Origin of the sequence: Lysobacter helvus (assembly GCF_018406645.1) — a bacterium.
GTDB lineage: Bacteria > Pseudomonadota > Gammaproteobacteria > Xanthomonadales > Xanthomonadaceae > Noviluteimonas > Noviluteimonas caseinilytica.
In genome coordinates, this window is sequence record NZ_AP024546.1 from 3103389 (window position 1) to 3119544 (window position 16156).

Here is a 16156-nt window from a genome sequence, read left to right on the forward strand (position 1 = left end):
CCGCATGGCCGCCAGCTTCCTGTTCTACGACCTGGAAACCTTCGGCGCCGATCCGCGCACCACGCGGATCGCGCAGTTCGCCGCGCTGCGCACCGACGCCGAACTCAACGCGATCGACGAACCCATCAGCTTCTACGTGCAGCCGGCCGACGACCTGCTGCCCTCGCCCGTCGCCACGCTGATCACCGGCATCACGCCGCAGCATGCGTTGCGCGAAGGCGTGAACGAAGCGGCCGCGTTCGCGCGCATCTTCGAGGAGATGGCACGGCCGGAAACCTGCACGCTCGGCTACAACTCGCTGCGCTTCGACGATGAGTTCGTGCGCGCCGGCCTGTTCCGCAACTTCTACGATCCCTACGAACGCGAGTGGCGCAACGGCAACAGCCGCTGGGATTTGCTCGACGTGATGCGCCTGGCGCATGCGCTGCGGCCCGAGGGCCTCGAATGGCCGTTGCGCGACGATGGCTTCGTGTCGTTCCGCCTCGAACACCTCGCCACCGCCAACGGCGTGCGCGAAGGCGATGCGCATGAAGCCTTGTCGGACGTCGTCGCGCTCGTCGGGCTGGCGCGCCGGTTCCGCGCGGCGCAACCGCGCCTGTGGGATTACGCGCTGCGCCTGCGCGACAAGCGTTACGTCGCGCAGTTGCTCGATCCCGTGCGCATGCAACCGGTGCTGCACGTGTCGCAGCGTTTTCCGGCCAGTCGCCTGTGCAGCGCGCCCGTGCTGCCGATCGCGCGCCATCCGCAGATCGACAGCCGCGTGATCGTGTTCGACCTGGACCAGGATCCCGAGGCGCTGCTGACACTGGATCCCGAAGCGATCGCCGACCACCTCTACACGCCCGCCGCCGATTTGCCCGAAGGCGCAACGCGCGTCGCGCTGAAGGAAGTGCACGCCAACAAGTGCCCCGTGCTGGTGTCGTGGGAGCACCTGCGTCCGAACGACTTCGCGCGCCTGGCCATCGACCGCGCACGCAGCGAGGCGAACGCGCAGCGCCTGCGCGACGCCGGCCCCGCGCTCGCGGAGAAAGTGCGGCAGGTGTACGCCGCGTCGCGGTCGCGCGCGCCCTCCGACGTCGACGGCTCGCTCTACGACGGCTTCCTCGACGAAGGCGACAAGCGAAAGTTCCCCACCGTGCGCTCGCTGTCGCCGGCCTCGCTGGGCACGCATGACTTCGCGTTCCGCGATCCGCGCATGGCCGAACTGCTGTTCCGCTACCGCGCGCGCAACTGGCCCGGCTCGCTCGATGCCGGTGAACGCACGCGCTGGGACGACTATCGTCGCGACCGCTTGACGCGCGACACGGGACGCTCCGAGTACACCTTCGACACCTTCTTCGCGGAGATCGCCGCGTTGCGCACCCTGAACACCGAAGCCCCCGAGCGCCTGGCGCTGCTCGACGCCCTGGACGCCTGGGGCCGCGAACGCGGGCACGCCCTGGCATGAGCACGTATTTCACCGAAGCGACGTTCAAGTTCCTGCGCGGCCTGGCGCGCAACAACGAGCGCCCGTGGTTCCTCGCGCACAAGGCGCAGTACGACACTCACGTGCGCGCGCCGTTCCAGAAGCTGCTGCAGGACCTCGAACCGGCGCTGGCCGAAGTGAGCCTGCAGTACCGCGTGGACCCGCGCCCCGTCGGTGGTTCGCTGTACCGCATCCAGCGCGACACGCGGTTCGCCAACGACAAGACGCCGTACAAGACCTGGCAGGGCGCGCGGCTCACGCATGCGCGCGGGCGCCAGGTGGAAGCGCCGTTGTTCTACATGCACCTGCAGCCGGGCAACTGCTTCGTCGGCGCGGGGCTGTGGCATTCGCCCACGCCCATCCAGCGACAGGTGCGGCAGTTCATCGTCGACAACCCGGGCGGCTGGCAGCAGGCCGCGCATGCGCCCGCGTTCGAGAAGCGCTTCAGCCTCGACGACGACGACATGCTGGTGCGGATGCCGAAGGGCTATCCGGAAGACTTCCCGTACCGCGACGACCTGCGCCGCCGCAACTTCGTTGCGTTGCGCCCGCTCGACGATGCGACCATGCTCGGCCCGCGCTTGCGGCAGACCTTGTCCGCGGACCTCGCTGCACTGGGCCCGTTCGTCGATTACCTGTGCGCCGCGCTCGACCTGGAGTTTTGAGCATGAAGAAGTGGATCGCCCTCGTCCTCGCCCTCGTGCTGCTGCTCGGCGCGTACGTGGCCGCCGGCCCGTACATCACGATCCGCGCGATCCGCCAGGCGGTGCAGGCGCAGGACGCCGGCGAACTCGCCGAACAGGTCGACTTCCCCGCGGTGCGCGCGAGCCTGAAGGCGCAATTGATCGACGCCGTCGTGCGCAAGTCCGGCGCGGAGATGCAATCGAACGTGCTCGGCGCGATCACGCTCGGCCTGGTGAACGGCGTCGTCAATGGCGCGGTGGACGGCATGGTGAATCCCGCCGGCCTCGCCGCGGTGATGCAGGGCCGCCGCCTGTGGAAGAACACGCAGGACAGCGTGTCGCGCCCACCGCTGGACGCGAAGGGCGAACCGTTGCCGACGGCGCAGCCGCAGGATCCGCTGCACGACGCAAAGATGCGTTACGAATCGACCTCGCGCTTCACCGCGACGATCCATGACGACCAGGGCAAGCCGATCGTGTTCGTGCTGAAGCGGACGGGCTTGCGGTGGCGGTTGGCGGATATCCGGTTGCCGATCGACGACTAGAAGTACACCCGCACGGCCACCTGCACCTGCACGTCCACCTGCCGCGGCGCGAGGCCTTCCAGTGTCCGCTGGTCGCGCGTGCTGTCGATGCGCAGCGCTTCGCCGATCACGCGCACGCGTTCGCTCGGGCGCCAGTTGAGGGCGGCCGTGACGGCATTGCCATGTTCGCCCAGGAATCCCGGCGCGCCGTTCGCCGATTGCGCCAGCTGGAACAGGTCCACGCGCAGCACCGGCGTCCACGCGCCGTACTCGCGCGCGGCCAGCACGTAGCCTGCATTGAAATCGCTGTCGAGCACCATGTCGGGGGCAGGCGCAATGCGCGTCGTCCCGGTCATCGCCTGGCCGAGCAGCGTCCAATCGCCCACCCGGCGTTGCACGCCCGCGCTCCAGAAGCGCGTGTGCCAGCCGTACAGATCGCGGCCGGCGTAGTCGATCTCCTGGCTCGGATCGGTGCGGTTGTCGTAATACAGCACGCGCGCGCGGTCGTCTCCGGATTCGCGGCCGAGGACGATGTAACCGCCCACGCGATCATCGATCTCCGCGAACGGCTTGAACCACATCGGCGTCGGTGCATACACCATGCCTGCGTACACGTCGGGCTGGCGCACGCTGGCATCGAAACCGGACGTGAGATCGCCCATCGCCCACCCGCGCGAGGCCAGCAGTTCGCCGGCGGGATCGTTGCGGCCGAACACCGCCGCGCGCAGGTCCCACGTGCCCTGGTCGTCGCGGCGTTCGACGCGCAGTTCGCCGCCGAACACGCGCAACTCCTCGCCCACCCAGCTGTTCACCGCCGACGGCGTGATCGTCCACGGACTCGTCCAGCCGACGCCGTCGTTCTCCAGCGAAACCGGCGGGAAGAACATGCCGGCGGTGAACGACCACCGCCACGGCGTCGTAGATACCGGGCGATAGCGCACCCAGGCATCGAGCACATCGGCCTCGTGGCGCATGTCGGGCACGACCTGCGCCGAGGCGGACACAAGCCATGCGGGCGTCGCCTGCCAGTTCACCGCGAGCGCGCCGTTGCCGCCGAACGCATCGTTGCCGTCGCCGAAGCGCGTCTTGCCGAGGCCGCCGTCGCGCCAGCTGCGTTCGTCGGCCGGTGCGTTCGCGCGCGCTTCGAGGAAGCCGCGCACTTCGAAGGTCTGCGCACGCGCGGCCGGCATCGCGGCTGCGATGCACACCGCCAGCAGGGCGCGCCGCCGCATCAGGCCTCCACGTCCGTCAATGCCGCACGTTGCTTCGCGACGAACGCATCGAATGCATCCTCCGCCAGCGGCCGCGCGACGAAGTAGCCCTGCGCGTGATCGCAGCCGAGGTCGCGCAGCGCATCGAGCGCGCGCGGATCCTCCACGCCCTCGGCTGTCACGCGATACCCGAGGTGATGGCCGAGGTCGATGATCGAACGCACGATCGCGCGGTCTTCCGGCGACTGGCCCAGGTGCGCGATGAAGGTGCGGTCGATCTTCAGTTCGCGCACCGGCAGCTTGCGCAGGTACGCGAACGACGACTGGCCGACGCCGAAGTCGTCGATCGCCAATTCGATGCCCTGGTCGGCGAGGCGGCGCAGCACCGCGATCGCGGTGTCGGGCTTGCCCATGATCGCGCTCTCGGTGATCTCCAGCACGATGCGCTGCGGCGACACGCCATGCGCCGACAACAGCCCGGCGACGCGGCGCGGCAGGTCGACGTCGTCGAGATCGCGCGCGGACACGTTCAGCGCCAGGCGCAGGTCGCGGCCCTGCGATTGCCAGCGTCCCGCCTGTTCGATGCCCGCCGCCAGAACCCAGCGCGTGAGGCGGCGGATGTTGCCGGTTTCCTCGGCGAGCGCGATGAACGCTTCGGGCGCCAGCGGGCCTGCGACCGGATGGCGCCAGCGCAACAGGCCTTCGGCGCCGTCGATGCGGCCGCTCGGCAGGTGCAGTTTCGGTTGGTACACGAGTGCCAGGCCCGTGTCGTCGCCCTGTTTTTCGAGCGCATGGCGCAGGTCGCCCATCAGCGACAGGCGTGCAGGGCGATGCGGGTCGGTCGCCGGATCGTAGACCGCGACGGGCTCTTCGCTGCCCAGCGCCGCGAGCAACGCGACTTCCGCGCGCCGCAGCAAGGTGATCGCTTCGGCGCCATGCATCGGCGACAGCGCGATGCCGACCGCGGGCGCGAGGTCGAGCGTGAATTCCGCTTCGCGATAGGGCTCGGACAACACTTCGACGAACCGCAGCGCGATGCGCGCCGCTTCGCCGCGCGTGGCCGCGGGCAGGAACACCGAGAACTCGCTGTCGGTCGCGCGCGCGACGAGGCCCTCGCCCGCGTTCGGCAACAACCGTGCGGCCGCATCGCGCATCAGGCGGTCGCTGACGACGTGCCCCATCGTGTTGATGATCTCCGGCAGGCGTGCGAGGCCGATCATCAGCAGCGCCGAACGCGCACCGGCGCCGGCATCGAGCGTGCGCTGGATGGCGGCTTCGGCGGCCACGCGGTTCGGCAAGCCGGTGACCAGGTCGTGCCCGGCCTGGTGGCGGATGTGCGCTTCGCGTTCGCGCACCGCGTGCACCATGTGGGCGAACGCACCGGCGAGCTGGCCGATTTCGTCGCGGCGTTCCTGCATCGGCGGCAAGGTGTCGTCGCCGGCGGCCACGCGGCGCGCGGCATCGGCGAGCGCTTCCACCGGGCGCGACACGCCGCGCGCGATCAGCCACGCGCCAAACAATCCGACCAGCAACCCGAACCCGAGCAACCCTGCCCACGCCGCACCGACCGAACGATACGGCTGCAGCGCCGCGTCGACGGAATAGCCCAGCACCGCCGCGACGGGCGCGCTCTGTTTCGAATGCGACAACCACACGGCCTGCGCCACGTATTCGCGGCCGTCGACGTCGACGACTTCCGGGCGCGTCGGCAACGTCGCGCGTTGCCCGCCCAAGACCGGCGACAGGAACACGCCCTGCCCCGCGTTCGCATCGCCATCGGCGGCGCCGCGCGCCAGCACGCGCCACCCGCCGCCCGGCGCGGGCGAGGCGAGTTCGATGCGTTTCGGCAACGCCGATTGCCGCTGCAACCGCGTGAGCAACGAATCATCGACCGGGATCGCCGCCGCGATGAACCCGATCAGGTCCGGCGCCGACACCGGCACCACGACCACCCAGTACGCGCGCCCGTCCCACGCGGCGATGGCGGACGCGGGCTGCTCCGGCGCGCGCGCGACGAGATCGGTGAACGGGAAACGCGCGCCGGCCGCGATCTTCCCGGCGGTGTCGTCTTCCACGCGCCCGTCGACATCGAGCAGCAGCATGCGCGTCGCGCCGACGCGCCGTCCGTGGTTGCGCAGGGCGGAGAGCACGGTGGCGTTGTCGCGTTGCGCGATCGCCGAACGCAGCGCGAAGTCCAGCGCGAGCACCTGCACGCTCGACGCAACGCGCCCCGACAGGTCATCGAGCTGTCGTGCGAACGCCCCCGCCGCGACATCGAGCTGCCGCTGCCCTTCGCCGATCAGCTCGCTGCGCGTGACGCGATACACCAGCACCGCCGTGAGTCCCTGCACCACCACCAGGGTGATGACGAAGAAGGACGCGAGGCGGAAGCGGAAGCCCATGGGTCAGTAGTGCGTGTGTTCGCGGTCGAACTGGCGGCGCGGATCGGGCCGCAGCGTGAGCGGGAACGCGAGCGACTGCGCTTCGCCGCCGGCGATCGTGACCGCTTTCTGGCGCAGGTCGGGCCGGCCCGGCGGCAGCCGCGGCTGCCACACGCGCACGTCGTAGGTGCCGGCGGGCAGCGCGTCGAACGCCACGCGCCCGCGCGCATCGGTGCGCGCCGCGAACGGCGCATCGGTGACGTAGAGGTAACTGATCATCCCGTCGTGGATGTTGCAGCCCACCGCGACGATGCCCGTCTTGTCGAACACCAGCGGCGTCGACCGCGCGCCCGGCACGACGACGAACTCGAAGGCCTTCACCGGCGAGAACGAATACACGTGGTGCTGCGTGGCGTCGCTGTTGTGGAAGACGACGCTGTCGCCCGGCCGCAGCACTTCGACGAAGGGCATGAAGGTCAGCGACTTCTGGTCGATGGTGCGGGTGGCGGGTGCCGTGCGGACGGCCGGCGCGGCGGGGCCGATCACGGTCACGACCGCATCGGCGACCGGTCGGCCGGCCTGGTCGGTGACCGCCACGGACAACGTGCCGGCCCGCGCGAGCGGTGCCAGCGCGAGCCATGCGGCCGCGAGCACGAGTCCTCCCAATCGCCGCATGCCGCTCCCCCGTGGCGTCGATGCAGGTTCCCCGGGCGGAGCGTATCACCGGGTTGCGCAGGGATGGCAAGGGGCCCCGCGCGATGACGGGCGGCGGCTGGACCGGTCAGGCCGGCGGCGCGGTCAGGATTCGTTCGACACGCCGTGCGGCACGTGCCCCGCCGCCACGATGTGCTTCCGCGCCGAGTCGATGTTGTGCGAGGAGTCGTCGAAGAAGATGTCGGCGCCGAAGGTCTCGAGGAACGGACCCTTCGGCCGCCCGCCGAGGAACAGCGCTTCGTCCAGCCGCACGTCCCACTCGCGCAGCGTGCGGATCACGCGTTCGTGCGCCGGGGCGCTGCGCGCGGTGACCAGCGCGGTGCGGATCGGCGCGTCCTCGCCGACGGGGAACGCGGCCTGCAAGCGATGCAGCGCATCCAGGAACCCGCGGAACGGGCCGCCCGACAGGGGCTCGCGCGCGTTCGCGGTTTCGTGGTCGTGGAAGGCCGCCAGGCCTTGTTCCTGCGACAGGCGCTCGCCTTCGTCGCCGAAGATCACCGCGTCGCCGTCGAAGGCGATGCGCAACTGGTCGTGCTGCTGCGCCGGTGCGTGCGCGGGCAGGATCGTCGCGGCGGCCACGCCGTGTTCGAGCGCGCGGCGCACGGATTCGGGATTGGCCGACAGGAACAGGTGCGCGCCGAACGGGCGGATGTACGGCCACGTCGGCGCGCCGGAAGTGAAGGTCGCGCGCGAGATCGCGAGCTTGTGGTGGTGGATCGAATTGAAGATGCGCAGGCCGGTATCGGACGAATTGCGCGAGAGCAGGATCACCTCGACGCGCGGCGTGTCTTCCGGGGTGCCTGCGTTGAGCGCCAGCAGCTTGCGCACCAGCGGGAAGGCGATGCCGGGCGCGAGCGGTGCGTCTTCGTTCTCGCGCTGGTGCGCCTGGTAGGCGTCCACGCCTTCGCGCTCGTACAGGTCGTGGCTGTGCTCGAGGTTGAACAGCGCGCGCGAGGTGATCGCGACGGTCAGCGGCGGATGGACGACGTCCCCCATGTCACACCACGAACTGTTCGCTGAGGATCCGTTCTTCCAGGTTGTGCTCCGGGTCGAACAGCAGCGTGACCGTGCGTTCGCTGGATTCGCGGATGCTCACTTCGACGACGTCGCGCACTTCGTGCGAATCGGCGGTGACGCTGACGGGGCGCTTGTACGGATCGAGCACGCGGAAGCGCACTTCGGTGTCGGCCTTCAGCAGTGCACCGCGCCAGCGCCGCGGGCGGAACGGTGCGATCGGCGTCAGCGCGATCACGCCCGAGCCCAGCGGCAGGATCGGGCCGTGCGCGGAATAGTTGTAGGCGGTGCTGCCCGCCGCGGTGGCGACCAGCACGCCGTCGCACACCAGTTCGTCCAGGCGCGGCTTGCCGTTGAGCACGATGGCCAGGTGCGCCGCCTGGCGCGTCTGGCGCAGCAGCGAGACTTCGTTGTACGCCAGCGAGCCGACGCTGGTGCCGGATTCGGTCTGCGCCAGCATTTCCAGCGGGCGCAGCACGGCAGGTTCGGCCGCGGCGATGCGCGCAAGCAACGCATCGCCGGACGAGGCGTCCTCGCGATGGTGGTTCATCAGGAACCCGAGCGTGCCCAGCTTCATGCCGAACACGGGCTTGCCGAGCCCGCCGTGGCGATGCAGCGTCTGCAGCATGAATCCGTCTCCGCCGAGCGGCACGAGCACGTCGGCGTCTTCCGGTGCGTGCTGCCCATGCAGCGCGACGAGCGCATCGAGCGATCGCTGCGCTTCGTCGGCGGGACTGGCGAGGAATGCGAGGCGGGGTCCGGTCATGCGGGCGAGGATAACCCTTCCCGCCCGCCCGATCATGCAGGCTGCCGGAGGCGTCCCGCCAGCAGGAACAGCGCGATGCCGACCAACACCACGCCGACGGCGCACCACGTTGCAGGCGAAAGATGCTCGTCGAACACCCACCACGACGTCACCAGCCCCGAGACGGGCACGAGCAACGACAACGGCGCCACCGTGGCCGCCGGATAGCGCTTCATCAGCGTGTTCCAGACCCAGTAGCCGAACAACGTCGTGACCCACGCCTGGAACAGCACCGAGAAGATCGCGCGGCCGTCCAGGCGATCGCCGAGCGCGACGAATGGCGCGGAACCCTGCGACCACCAGGCAAGTACCAGCAGGGCGGGTGCGGAGAACACGCTCGACCACGCAACAAACGCCAGCATGTCGGCGGGCCGATGGCGTTTCACCAGCAGGTTGCACAGGCTCCAGCACACCGCGGCGAACAGCACGAGTGCAATCCCGACGCGGGTCCCGGACGCCTCCGTGCTGGCGATCATCGCGCTCAGCCCCGTCGTCGCGACCACCATCCCTGCCCATTGCCAGCGTCCCAGCCGCTCGCGGAAGACCCATGCACTCAGCACGATCGTGAAGAAGGCACTGAATTGCAGGACGAGGGACGACAGCCCCGGCGACATGCCCTGCGCCATCGCAACGTTGACCACCCACCACAGGCCGACGCCGAACAGCAGGCCGTAGGCCGCCAACACCGGCAATCCAATGTTGGCGGGCCGACGAACGAAGAGCACCAGCGGCAACGCGGTGAACGTGAATCGCAACGCCGCGAGCAGGAATGGGTCGAGGGACTGCAAGCCCACGCCGATGACGGAAAAGTTGCTGCCCCAGAGGATCGTGACGAGGATGCCCAGGGCGCGATCGATGGGCTTCATCTCGCGCGGCAACTTTTCATGGGTGCGTGCACCGTTTTACGTAACACTCGGAGCGGTGCATGTTCTGCCGCGACGTCGCGGCTCGTACAGGGCCGAATCCAGAAATGCGACGCATCCACTGCGCATTTGGCGAATTCTTATCTTGGAGGAAGCGACGGGCGTTGCGCCCGTCGCCCCGTGTTGCCATCAGCCGCGCGAAGCCAGCTGCTGCAGGCGCTGCACCGCGACCGAGGCGGTCGGATAGTCCAGCGTCTTCTGCGCCGCGAGCTCGTTGAGCATCGACAGGGTGAAGCGCAGCGAGGCGTCGTCGCGCTCCAGCCAGTGGCGCACCTTCGCATCCGGCGTCGCGCCCGGCATCGTCAGCACCTGGCCGACGAGGATGCGCTGCTGCTGGCCCAGTTCCTCGCGCAGCACGCCGCGCGCCACCGCATGCCAGCGGCCATCGACGGTGAGCGCATCGATCTGCTGCAACAGCCACGGCAGGCGCAGCGCGTCGCCGAGGCGGAAGTGCACCTTCGCCACGTCCACCGGCTTGAGCTTGCGCTCGCGCGCCAGTTCGATGATGTCGGGCGTGGGTTCCAGGTACGGCAGCGCGGCCAGCTGGTCGGCGAGCGCGGCCGGCAAGCCCTTCGCCTGCCATTCCAGGATGCTCGCCTCGTACGCGGGACGCTGCGGATCCGGGAGGATGCGCTCGCCCGCGCGGATGTCGCGCACGCCGTCGTGGTAGCGGCCCACCGCGGTCGCGATGTCCGGGATCGCACCGGGGCGCGAGAGCAGCCAGCGCGTGAACGCGCGTTGCAGGTTCCAGATCACCTGCAGCGCATCGACCTGCACCGACTCCGGCACCTTGCCGCCGAGCGCATCGATCTGCGCCCACATCTCGCGCGCATCCAGCGCTTCGCGCGTGATGGTGAAGGCCTTGGCGATCTCCGCCGGCGAACGCCCGCTGTCTTCCTGCATGCGCAGGGTGAACGTGGCGCCCATGCGGTTGACCATCGAGTTGGTCACCGCGGTGGCGATGATCTCGCGCTTCAGGCGATGGTCTTCCATGCCCTTGGCGTACTTGTCCTGCAGGGGCTTCGGGAAGTAACGCACCAGTTCCTTCGACAGGTACGCGTCTTCCGGCACGTCGGAGTTGAGCAGCTGCGGATACAGCACGAGCTTGGAGTACGACAGCAGCACCGCCAGCTCCGGACGCGTCAGGCCCTGGCCGCGCGCCTTGCGCTCGGCGATCTCCTTGTCGGTCGGCAGGAACTCGATCTGGCGATCCAGCAGGCCCTGCGATTCCAGCGTGCGGATGAAGTGCTGCTTGGAGCCCATGCGCGTCAGGCTCATGCGCTCCATCAGGCTGAGCGCCTGGTTCTGGCGGTAGTTGTCGTTGAGCACCAGCAGGCCGACTTCGTCGGTCATCTGCGCCAGCAACGTGTTGCGCGCCTCGTACGTGAGCTTCTTCTTCTGCACCTGCGCATTGAGCAGGATCTTGATGTTGACCTCGTGGTCGGACGTGTCCACGCCCGCCGAGTTGTCGATGAAGTCGGTGTTGAGCAGCACGCCGTGCTGCGCCGCTTCCACGCGGCCCAGTTGCGTCATGCCCAGGTTGCCGCCCTCGCCCACCATCTTGCAGCGCAACTGTTCGCCGTTGACGCGCAGCAGGTTGTTGGCGCGGTCGCCGACGTCGGCATTGGACTCGCTCGACGCCTTGACGTAGGTGCCGATGCCGCCGTTCCACAGCAGGTCGACCGGCGCCTTGAGGATCGCCGACATCAGGTCATTCGGGCTGAGCGAAGTCGCATCGCCTTCGATGCCGAGCGCCGCGCGGATTTCCGGCGACACCGGGATCGATTTCGCGCTGCGCGGATACACGCCGCCGCCCTTGCTGATCAGCGCCTTGTCGTAGTCGTCCCAGCTCGAACGCGGGAGCTTGAACACGCGCTCGCGTTCCTTGAACGTCTTCGCCGCATCCGGATTGGGGTCCAGGAAAATGTGGCGGTGGTCGAACGCGGCCACCAGGCGGATGTGCTTCGACAGCAGCATGCCGTTGCCGAACACGTCGCCCGACATGTCGCCGATGCCCACGCACGTGAAGTCCTGCGTCTGGCAGTCGCGGCCCATGGCGTTGAAGTGGCGCTTCACCGATTCCCACGCACCGCGCGCGGTGATGCCCATGCCCTTGTGGTCGTAACCGACCGAGCCGCCGGAGGCGAAGGCGTCGTCCAGCCAGAAGCCGTGCGCGCGCGCGATCCCGTTGGCGATGTCGGAGAACGTGGCCGTGCCCTTGTCCGCCGCGACGACCAGGTACGGATCGTCCGCATCGTGGCGCACCACGTTGTCGGGATGCAGGATCTTGCCGTCCGGCGCGAGGTTGTCGGTGACGTCCAGCAGGCCGTTGATGAAACGCTTGTAGCAGGCCTGTCCTTCGGCGAACCATGCATCGCGGTTGGTCGCCGGGTCCGGCAGTTGCTTGCAGTAGAAGCCGCCCTTCGAACCCACCGGCACGATGACGGTGTTCTTCACCATCTGCGCCTTCACCAGGCCCAGGACTTCGGTGCGGAAGTCTTCGCGGCGATCCGACCAGCGCAGGCCGCCGCGCGCCACCGGGCCGAAGCGCAGGTGGATGCCTTCCACGCGCGGGCCATAGACGAAGATCTCGCGGTACGGGCGCGGCTTCGGCAGGTCCGGCACCTGCGCCGAATCGAGCTTGAAGGCGACGTAGTCGGCCGGGCCGCCGTCCTTGCGCAGGCCGTCCTTGTACTGGATGTAGTAGCTGGTGCGCAGCGTGGCGTCGATGACGCCGATGAAGCTGCGCAGGATGCGGTCGTCGTCGAGGCTGGACACGCGGTCCATCAGACCGATCAGCGCCGCGTGCGTGGCGTCGACCTGCTGCTCGCGCGTGCCGGCGCGGGCTTCGATCACCGGCTGCACGGCGTTGAGCGCGGCGGCGTCGTTGGCGAGCAACGCCTGCAGCTGCGCGCCGAAGCGTTCCATGCCCTGCTTGATCGCGGCCTTGGATTCCTTGCCCGTCGCCGGATCGAAGCGCGCTTCGAACAGTTCGACCAGCAGGCGCACCAGCAGCGGATAACGCGTGAACGTGGCTTCGACGTACGCCTGCGAGAACGGCACGCCGATCTGCAGCAGGTACTTCGAATAGCCGCGCAGCATCGCGACCTGGCGCCAGGACAGGCCGGCCAGCAGCACGAGGCGGTTGAAGCCGTCGTTCTCCGCTTCGCCGCGCCAGATGCGCGCGAAGGCTTCCTCGAAGTTCTCGTCGAGGCGATCGATGTCGAGGTCGGCCTGCGTGGCTTCGACCTCGAAGTCCTGGATGTAGGCGACGCGGCCGTCGGCTTCGATGCGGTACGGGTGTTCGGAAATCACGCGCAGGCCCATGTTCTCCATCATCGGGAGCGCATCGGACAGCGGGATGTCGTCGTTGAGGCGGTAGAACTTGAAGCGCAGGCCGCCGTTGCGCGAGCGGTACAGCGACAGGCGCAGGTCGTCGGCACCGGCCAGCGCGGCCAGGTGCTCGACGTCGTCGGCCGCCACTTCGGGGCTGACGTCTTCGATGTAGCCGGTGGGCAGCGCGCGGGCGTAGCGCGTGGCGAGCTTGAGGCCCATTTCCTCGCCGTGGCGCCTGGCCAGCGTGTCGCCGAGTTCGTCCTGCCAGTCGCGCACGATGTGGGCGAGGTCGGCTTCCAGCTTCGCCTCGTCGATCACCGGCTTGGAGCCCGGGCGCGGACGCACGATGAGGTGCAGCTGCGCGAGCGCCGATTCGCCGATGTGCACGGTGCTGTCGATGTGCTCGCCGTCGAGTTCGCGCTTGAGCAGCGCTTCGATGCGATGGCGCATCTGCGTGTCGTGGCGGTCGCGCGGCACGTACACCAGCACCGAATAGAACCGCCCGTAGCGGTCGCGGCGCAGGAACAGCTTGCTGCGCACGCGCTCCTGCAGGCCCAGGATGCCGATCGCCGTGGAGTACAGCTCGTTCTCGGTGGACTGGAACAGCTCGTCGCGCGGCAGCGTTTCCATGATGTGGCGCAGCGCCTTGCCGCTGTGGCTGGCCGGGCGCAGGCCCGATTCGCGCATCACGTGTTCGTAGCGCTCGCGCACCAGCGGGATGTCCCACGGGCGGCGGTTGTACGCGCTGGAGGTGTACAGGCCGAGGAAGCGCTGTTCGCGGATCGGCTGGCCCTTCGCGTCGAACGCGAGCACGCCGATGTAATCCATGTAGCCCGGGCGATGCACGGTGGCACGCGCGTTGGTCTTGGTGAGGATGAGCGCATCGACGGCGCCGGACTGCGGCATGTAATGCGCGGCCAGCGAGGTGAGCGGGCGCGGCGCGCCGGCGTCCTTGCCGCGCAGCAGGCCCAGGCCCGACTCCGGATGCGCGACCAGCACCTGGTCCTTGCCCTGCTTCTCCACCGTGTATTCGCGGTAGCCGAAGAAGGTGAAATGGTTGTCGGCGGCCCAGCGCAGGAATTCCTGCGCCTCGGCGCGGCCGGCGTCGGACACCGGGATGCGGTGCGACGGCAGTTCCTCGGCGACTTCGAGCATGCGCGTACGCATCTCTTCCCAGTCGGACACGATCGCGCGCACGTCGGCCAGCACGGCCTGCACGCGCTTTTCGATCTTCGCCATCGCCGCCTGCGGCTGGCGGTCGATCTCGATGTGGATGAAGGACTCGTTGGTGCCCTCGCCCACGCCGGTGAGCTTGCCGGCGCGGTCGCGCTGCAGCAGCACCACCGGATGGCCGAGCACGTGCACGCCGATGCCCATCTCGGCGAGCGCCATCGTCACCGAGTCGACGAGGAAGGGCATGTCGTCGTTGAGGATCTGCAGCACGGTGTGCGGCGATTCCCAACCGTTGTCCTTCATCGTGGTGTTGAACAGGCGGACGTTGGCCTTGCCCGGCTTGCGCGTGGCGGCGAAGTCGAGGATGCCCGCGGCCAGCGCGGCCCAGCCTTCGGCGCCGTGCTCGACGTATTCGTCGCGGGTCATGCGCGCATAGAAGCTGCGCGCGAACGCTTCGGCTTCCGCCGCGCGTGCCTTCGGCACGCGCTTGCGGATCGCCTCCAGCACCGGCGAGAGATCGAAGCGCGCGACGGCGACGTCGCGGCCCGGGGTGGCCACTTGGGTTTTCGCAATCGTCGTCTTGGCGGAGGTCGCTTTCTTGGCGGCCTGGACGGACTTGGGACGGGTGCTCATGGGGTCGCGGGGATCCTGTCGTTCGGGCGCGCGCTCAGCGCAGGCCGGTTTCGTTGCGGGCGATGACCAGGCGCTGGATCTCGCTCGTACCCTCGTAGATCTCGGTGATCTTCGCGTCGCGGAAGTAACGCTCGATCGGCATTTCCTTCGAATAGCCCATGCCGGCGTGGATCTGCACGGCCTGGTGGGCGATCCACATGCACGCCTCGGAGGCGGTGAGCTTGGCGATGGCCGCTTCGTTGGTGAAACGCTCGCCCTGGCCCTTCACCCACGCCGCGCGCAGCGTGAGCAGCGTGGCGGCGTCGAGCTTGCACTTCATGTCGGCGATCTTGGCCTGCGTCATCTGGAACGTGCCGATGGGCTGGCCGAAGGCCTTGCGCTCGCGCACGTAGGCCAACGTGGCTTCGTACGCGGCCCGGCCGATGCCGATGGCCTGCGAGGCGATGCCGATGCGGCCGGCGTCGAGCACGCCCATCGCGATCTTGAAGCCGTGGCCTTCCTGGCCCAGCACTTCGTCGGCTTCGGCGACGTAGTCGGTGAATTCGATCTCGCACGTGGCCGAGGCGCGGATGCCGAGCTTCGGTTCCGTCTTGCCGCGGTGGAAACCGGGCTTGTCGGTGTCGATGATGAAGGCGGTGATGCCGCGCGCGCTCTTGTCCGGATCGGTCATCGCGAACAGCACGATGTACCTGGCGACCGGGCCGGAGGTGATCCAGCTCTTCTTGCCGTTGATGACGAAGCGGCCATCGGCCTGCTTGGTCGCGCGGCAGCGCATGGCGGTGGCGTCGGAGCCGGACTGCGGCTCGGTGAGCGCGAAGGCGCCGATGTGCGCGCCCTCGGCGATCGCGCGCACGTACGTCTGCTTCTGCGCCTCGGTGCCGTGGGTCAGGATGCCGTTGCAGAACAGCGAGTTGTTGACCGACATGATCGTGGAGTGGGCGGCGTCGCCCGCGGCGATCTCGATCATGGCCAGCACGTAGCTGATCGGGTCCATGCCCGCGCCGCCGTATTCGGCCGGCACCTCGATCCCCATCAGGCCGTTCTCGCCGAGGGTGCGGATGTTCTCGAGGGGGAATTCGCCGCTCCGGTCGAAGTGTTCGGCGCTGGGGGCGATCTTTTCGCGCGCGATGCGACGCGCCACGTCCTGGATCATCAACTGCTCTTCGGTGAAACGGAAATCCACGTTGGTGCGCTCCGGCCGGGATGAAGAAGCGGAATTGTAGCCCCGGAGCGCGTGCCGCTTGACCCCCGGGGCATCGCGGGACCAGACTTATCTCTATATCGCGATAGGCGG

11 protein-coding genes are annotated in these 16156 nt (G+C 68.8%); 3 read left to right on the forward strand and 8 right to left on the reverse strand.

The features are described 5' to 3' along the window. Positions 1-4: 4 nt before the first annotated feature. From sbcB to LYSHEL_RS15205, 3 genes are read left to right on the forward strand one after another with little or no spacing between them, the layout of a single operon-like run. Entirely contained in the window at positions 5-1447 is a 1443-nt protein-coding gene (gene sbcB, locus LYSHEL_RS15195) for an exodeoxyribonuclease I (protein ID WP_213434886.1), read from the forward strand. Next, the gene (locus LYSHEL_RS15200; protein WP_213434887.1) at positions 1444-2130 is read left to right on the forward strand and encodes a DUF2461 domain-containing protein; all 687 of its coding nucleotides are present in this window, start codon (positions 1444-1446) and stop codon (positions 2128-2130) included. The genes sbcB and LYSHEL_RS15200 overlap by 4 nt, the downstream gene beginning before the upstream one ends. A 2-nt stretch (positions 2131-2132) precedes the next feature. Next, positions 2133-2693 (forward strand): DUF2939 domain-containing protein, encoded by a 561-nt coding sequence (locus LYSHEL_RS15205; protein ID WP_213434888.1) that lies wholly within the window; start codon positions 2133-2135, stop codon positions 2691-2693. On the opposite strand, the gene LYSHEL_RS15210 is transcribed toward LYSHEL_RS15205, so the two are convergent. The 8 genes from LYSHEL_RS15210 to LYSHEL_RS15245 all read right to left on the reverse strand — a co-directional run bounded on the left by LYSHEL_RS15210 (position 2690) and on the right by LYSHEL_RS15245 (position 16045). Then, positions 2690-3904, reverse strand: a complete 1215-nt coding sequence (locus tag LYSHEL_RS15210) for a hypothetical protein (RefSeq protein ID WP_213434889.1) — start codon at positions 3902-3904, stop codon at positions 2690-2692. The two genes, LYSHEL_RS15205 and LYSHEL_RS15210, sit on opposite strands and share 4 nt — an antisense overlap. Further along, a complete protein-coding gene (locus LYSHEL_RS15215) occupies positions 3904-6285 on the reverse strand; it encodes a putative bifunctional diguanylate cyclase/phosphodiesterase (protein ID WP_213434890.1) in 2382 nt (793 codons plus the stop codon). The genes LYSHEL_RS15210 and LYSHEL_RS15215 overlap by 1 nt, the downstream gene beginning before the upstream one ends. Positions 6286-6288: 3 nt before the next feature. After that, entirely contained in the window at positions 6289-6939 is a 651-nt protein-coding gene (locus LYSHEL_RS15220; RefSeq protein WP_213434891.1) for a carboxypeptidase regulatory-like domain-containing protein, read from the reverse strand. A 123-nt stretch (positions 6940-7062) separates the two neighbouring features. Next, on the reverse strand, positions 7063-7974 hold the full coding sequence (locus LYSHEL_RS15225) for a 5'-nucleotidase (RefSeq protein WP_213434892.1): 912 nt from the start codon (positions 7972-7974) through the stop codon (positions 7063-7065). Position 7975: 1 nt separating this feature from the next. Continuing rightward, entirely contained in the window at positions 7976-8758 is a 783-nt protein-coding gene (locus tag LYSHEL_RS15230; RefSeq protein ID WP_213434893.1) for an NAD kinase, read from the reverse strand. Between the two features lie 32 nt (positions 8759-8790). Continuing rightward, positions 8791-9663 (reverse strand): EamA family transporter, encoded by an 873-nt coding sequence (locus LYSHEL_RS15235; RefSeq protein ID WP_213434894.1) that lies wholly within the window; start codon positions 9661-9663, stop codon positions 8791-8793. A gap of 186 nt (positions 9664-9849) precedes the next feature. Continuing rightward, positions 9850-14862 carry an NAD-glutamate dehydrogenase gene (locus tag LYSHEL_RS15240; RefSeq protein ID WP_213434895.1) on the reverse strand — a complete coding sequence of 1671 codons (5013 nt, stop codon included), beginning with the start codon at positions 14860-14862 and terminating at the stop codon, positions 9850-9852. Between the two features lie 34 nt (positions 14863-14896). Continuing rightward, on the reverse strand, positions 14897-16045 hold the full coding sequence (locus LYSHEL_RS15245) for an acyl-CoA dehydrogenase family protein (RefSeq protein WP_213434896.1): 1149 nt from the start codon (positions 16043-16045) through the stop codon (positions 14897-14899). Positions 16046-16156: the final 111 nt, after the last annotated feature.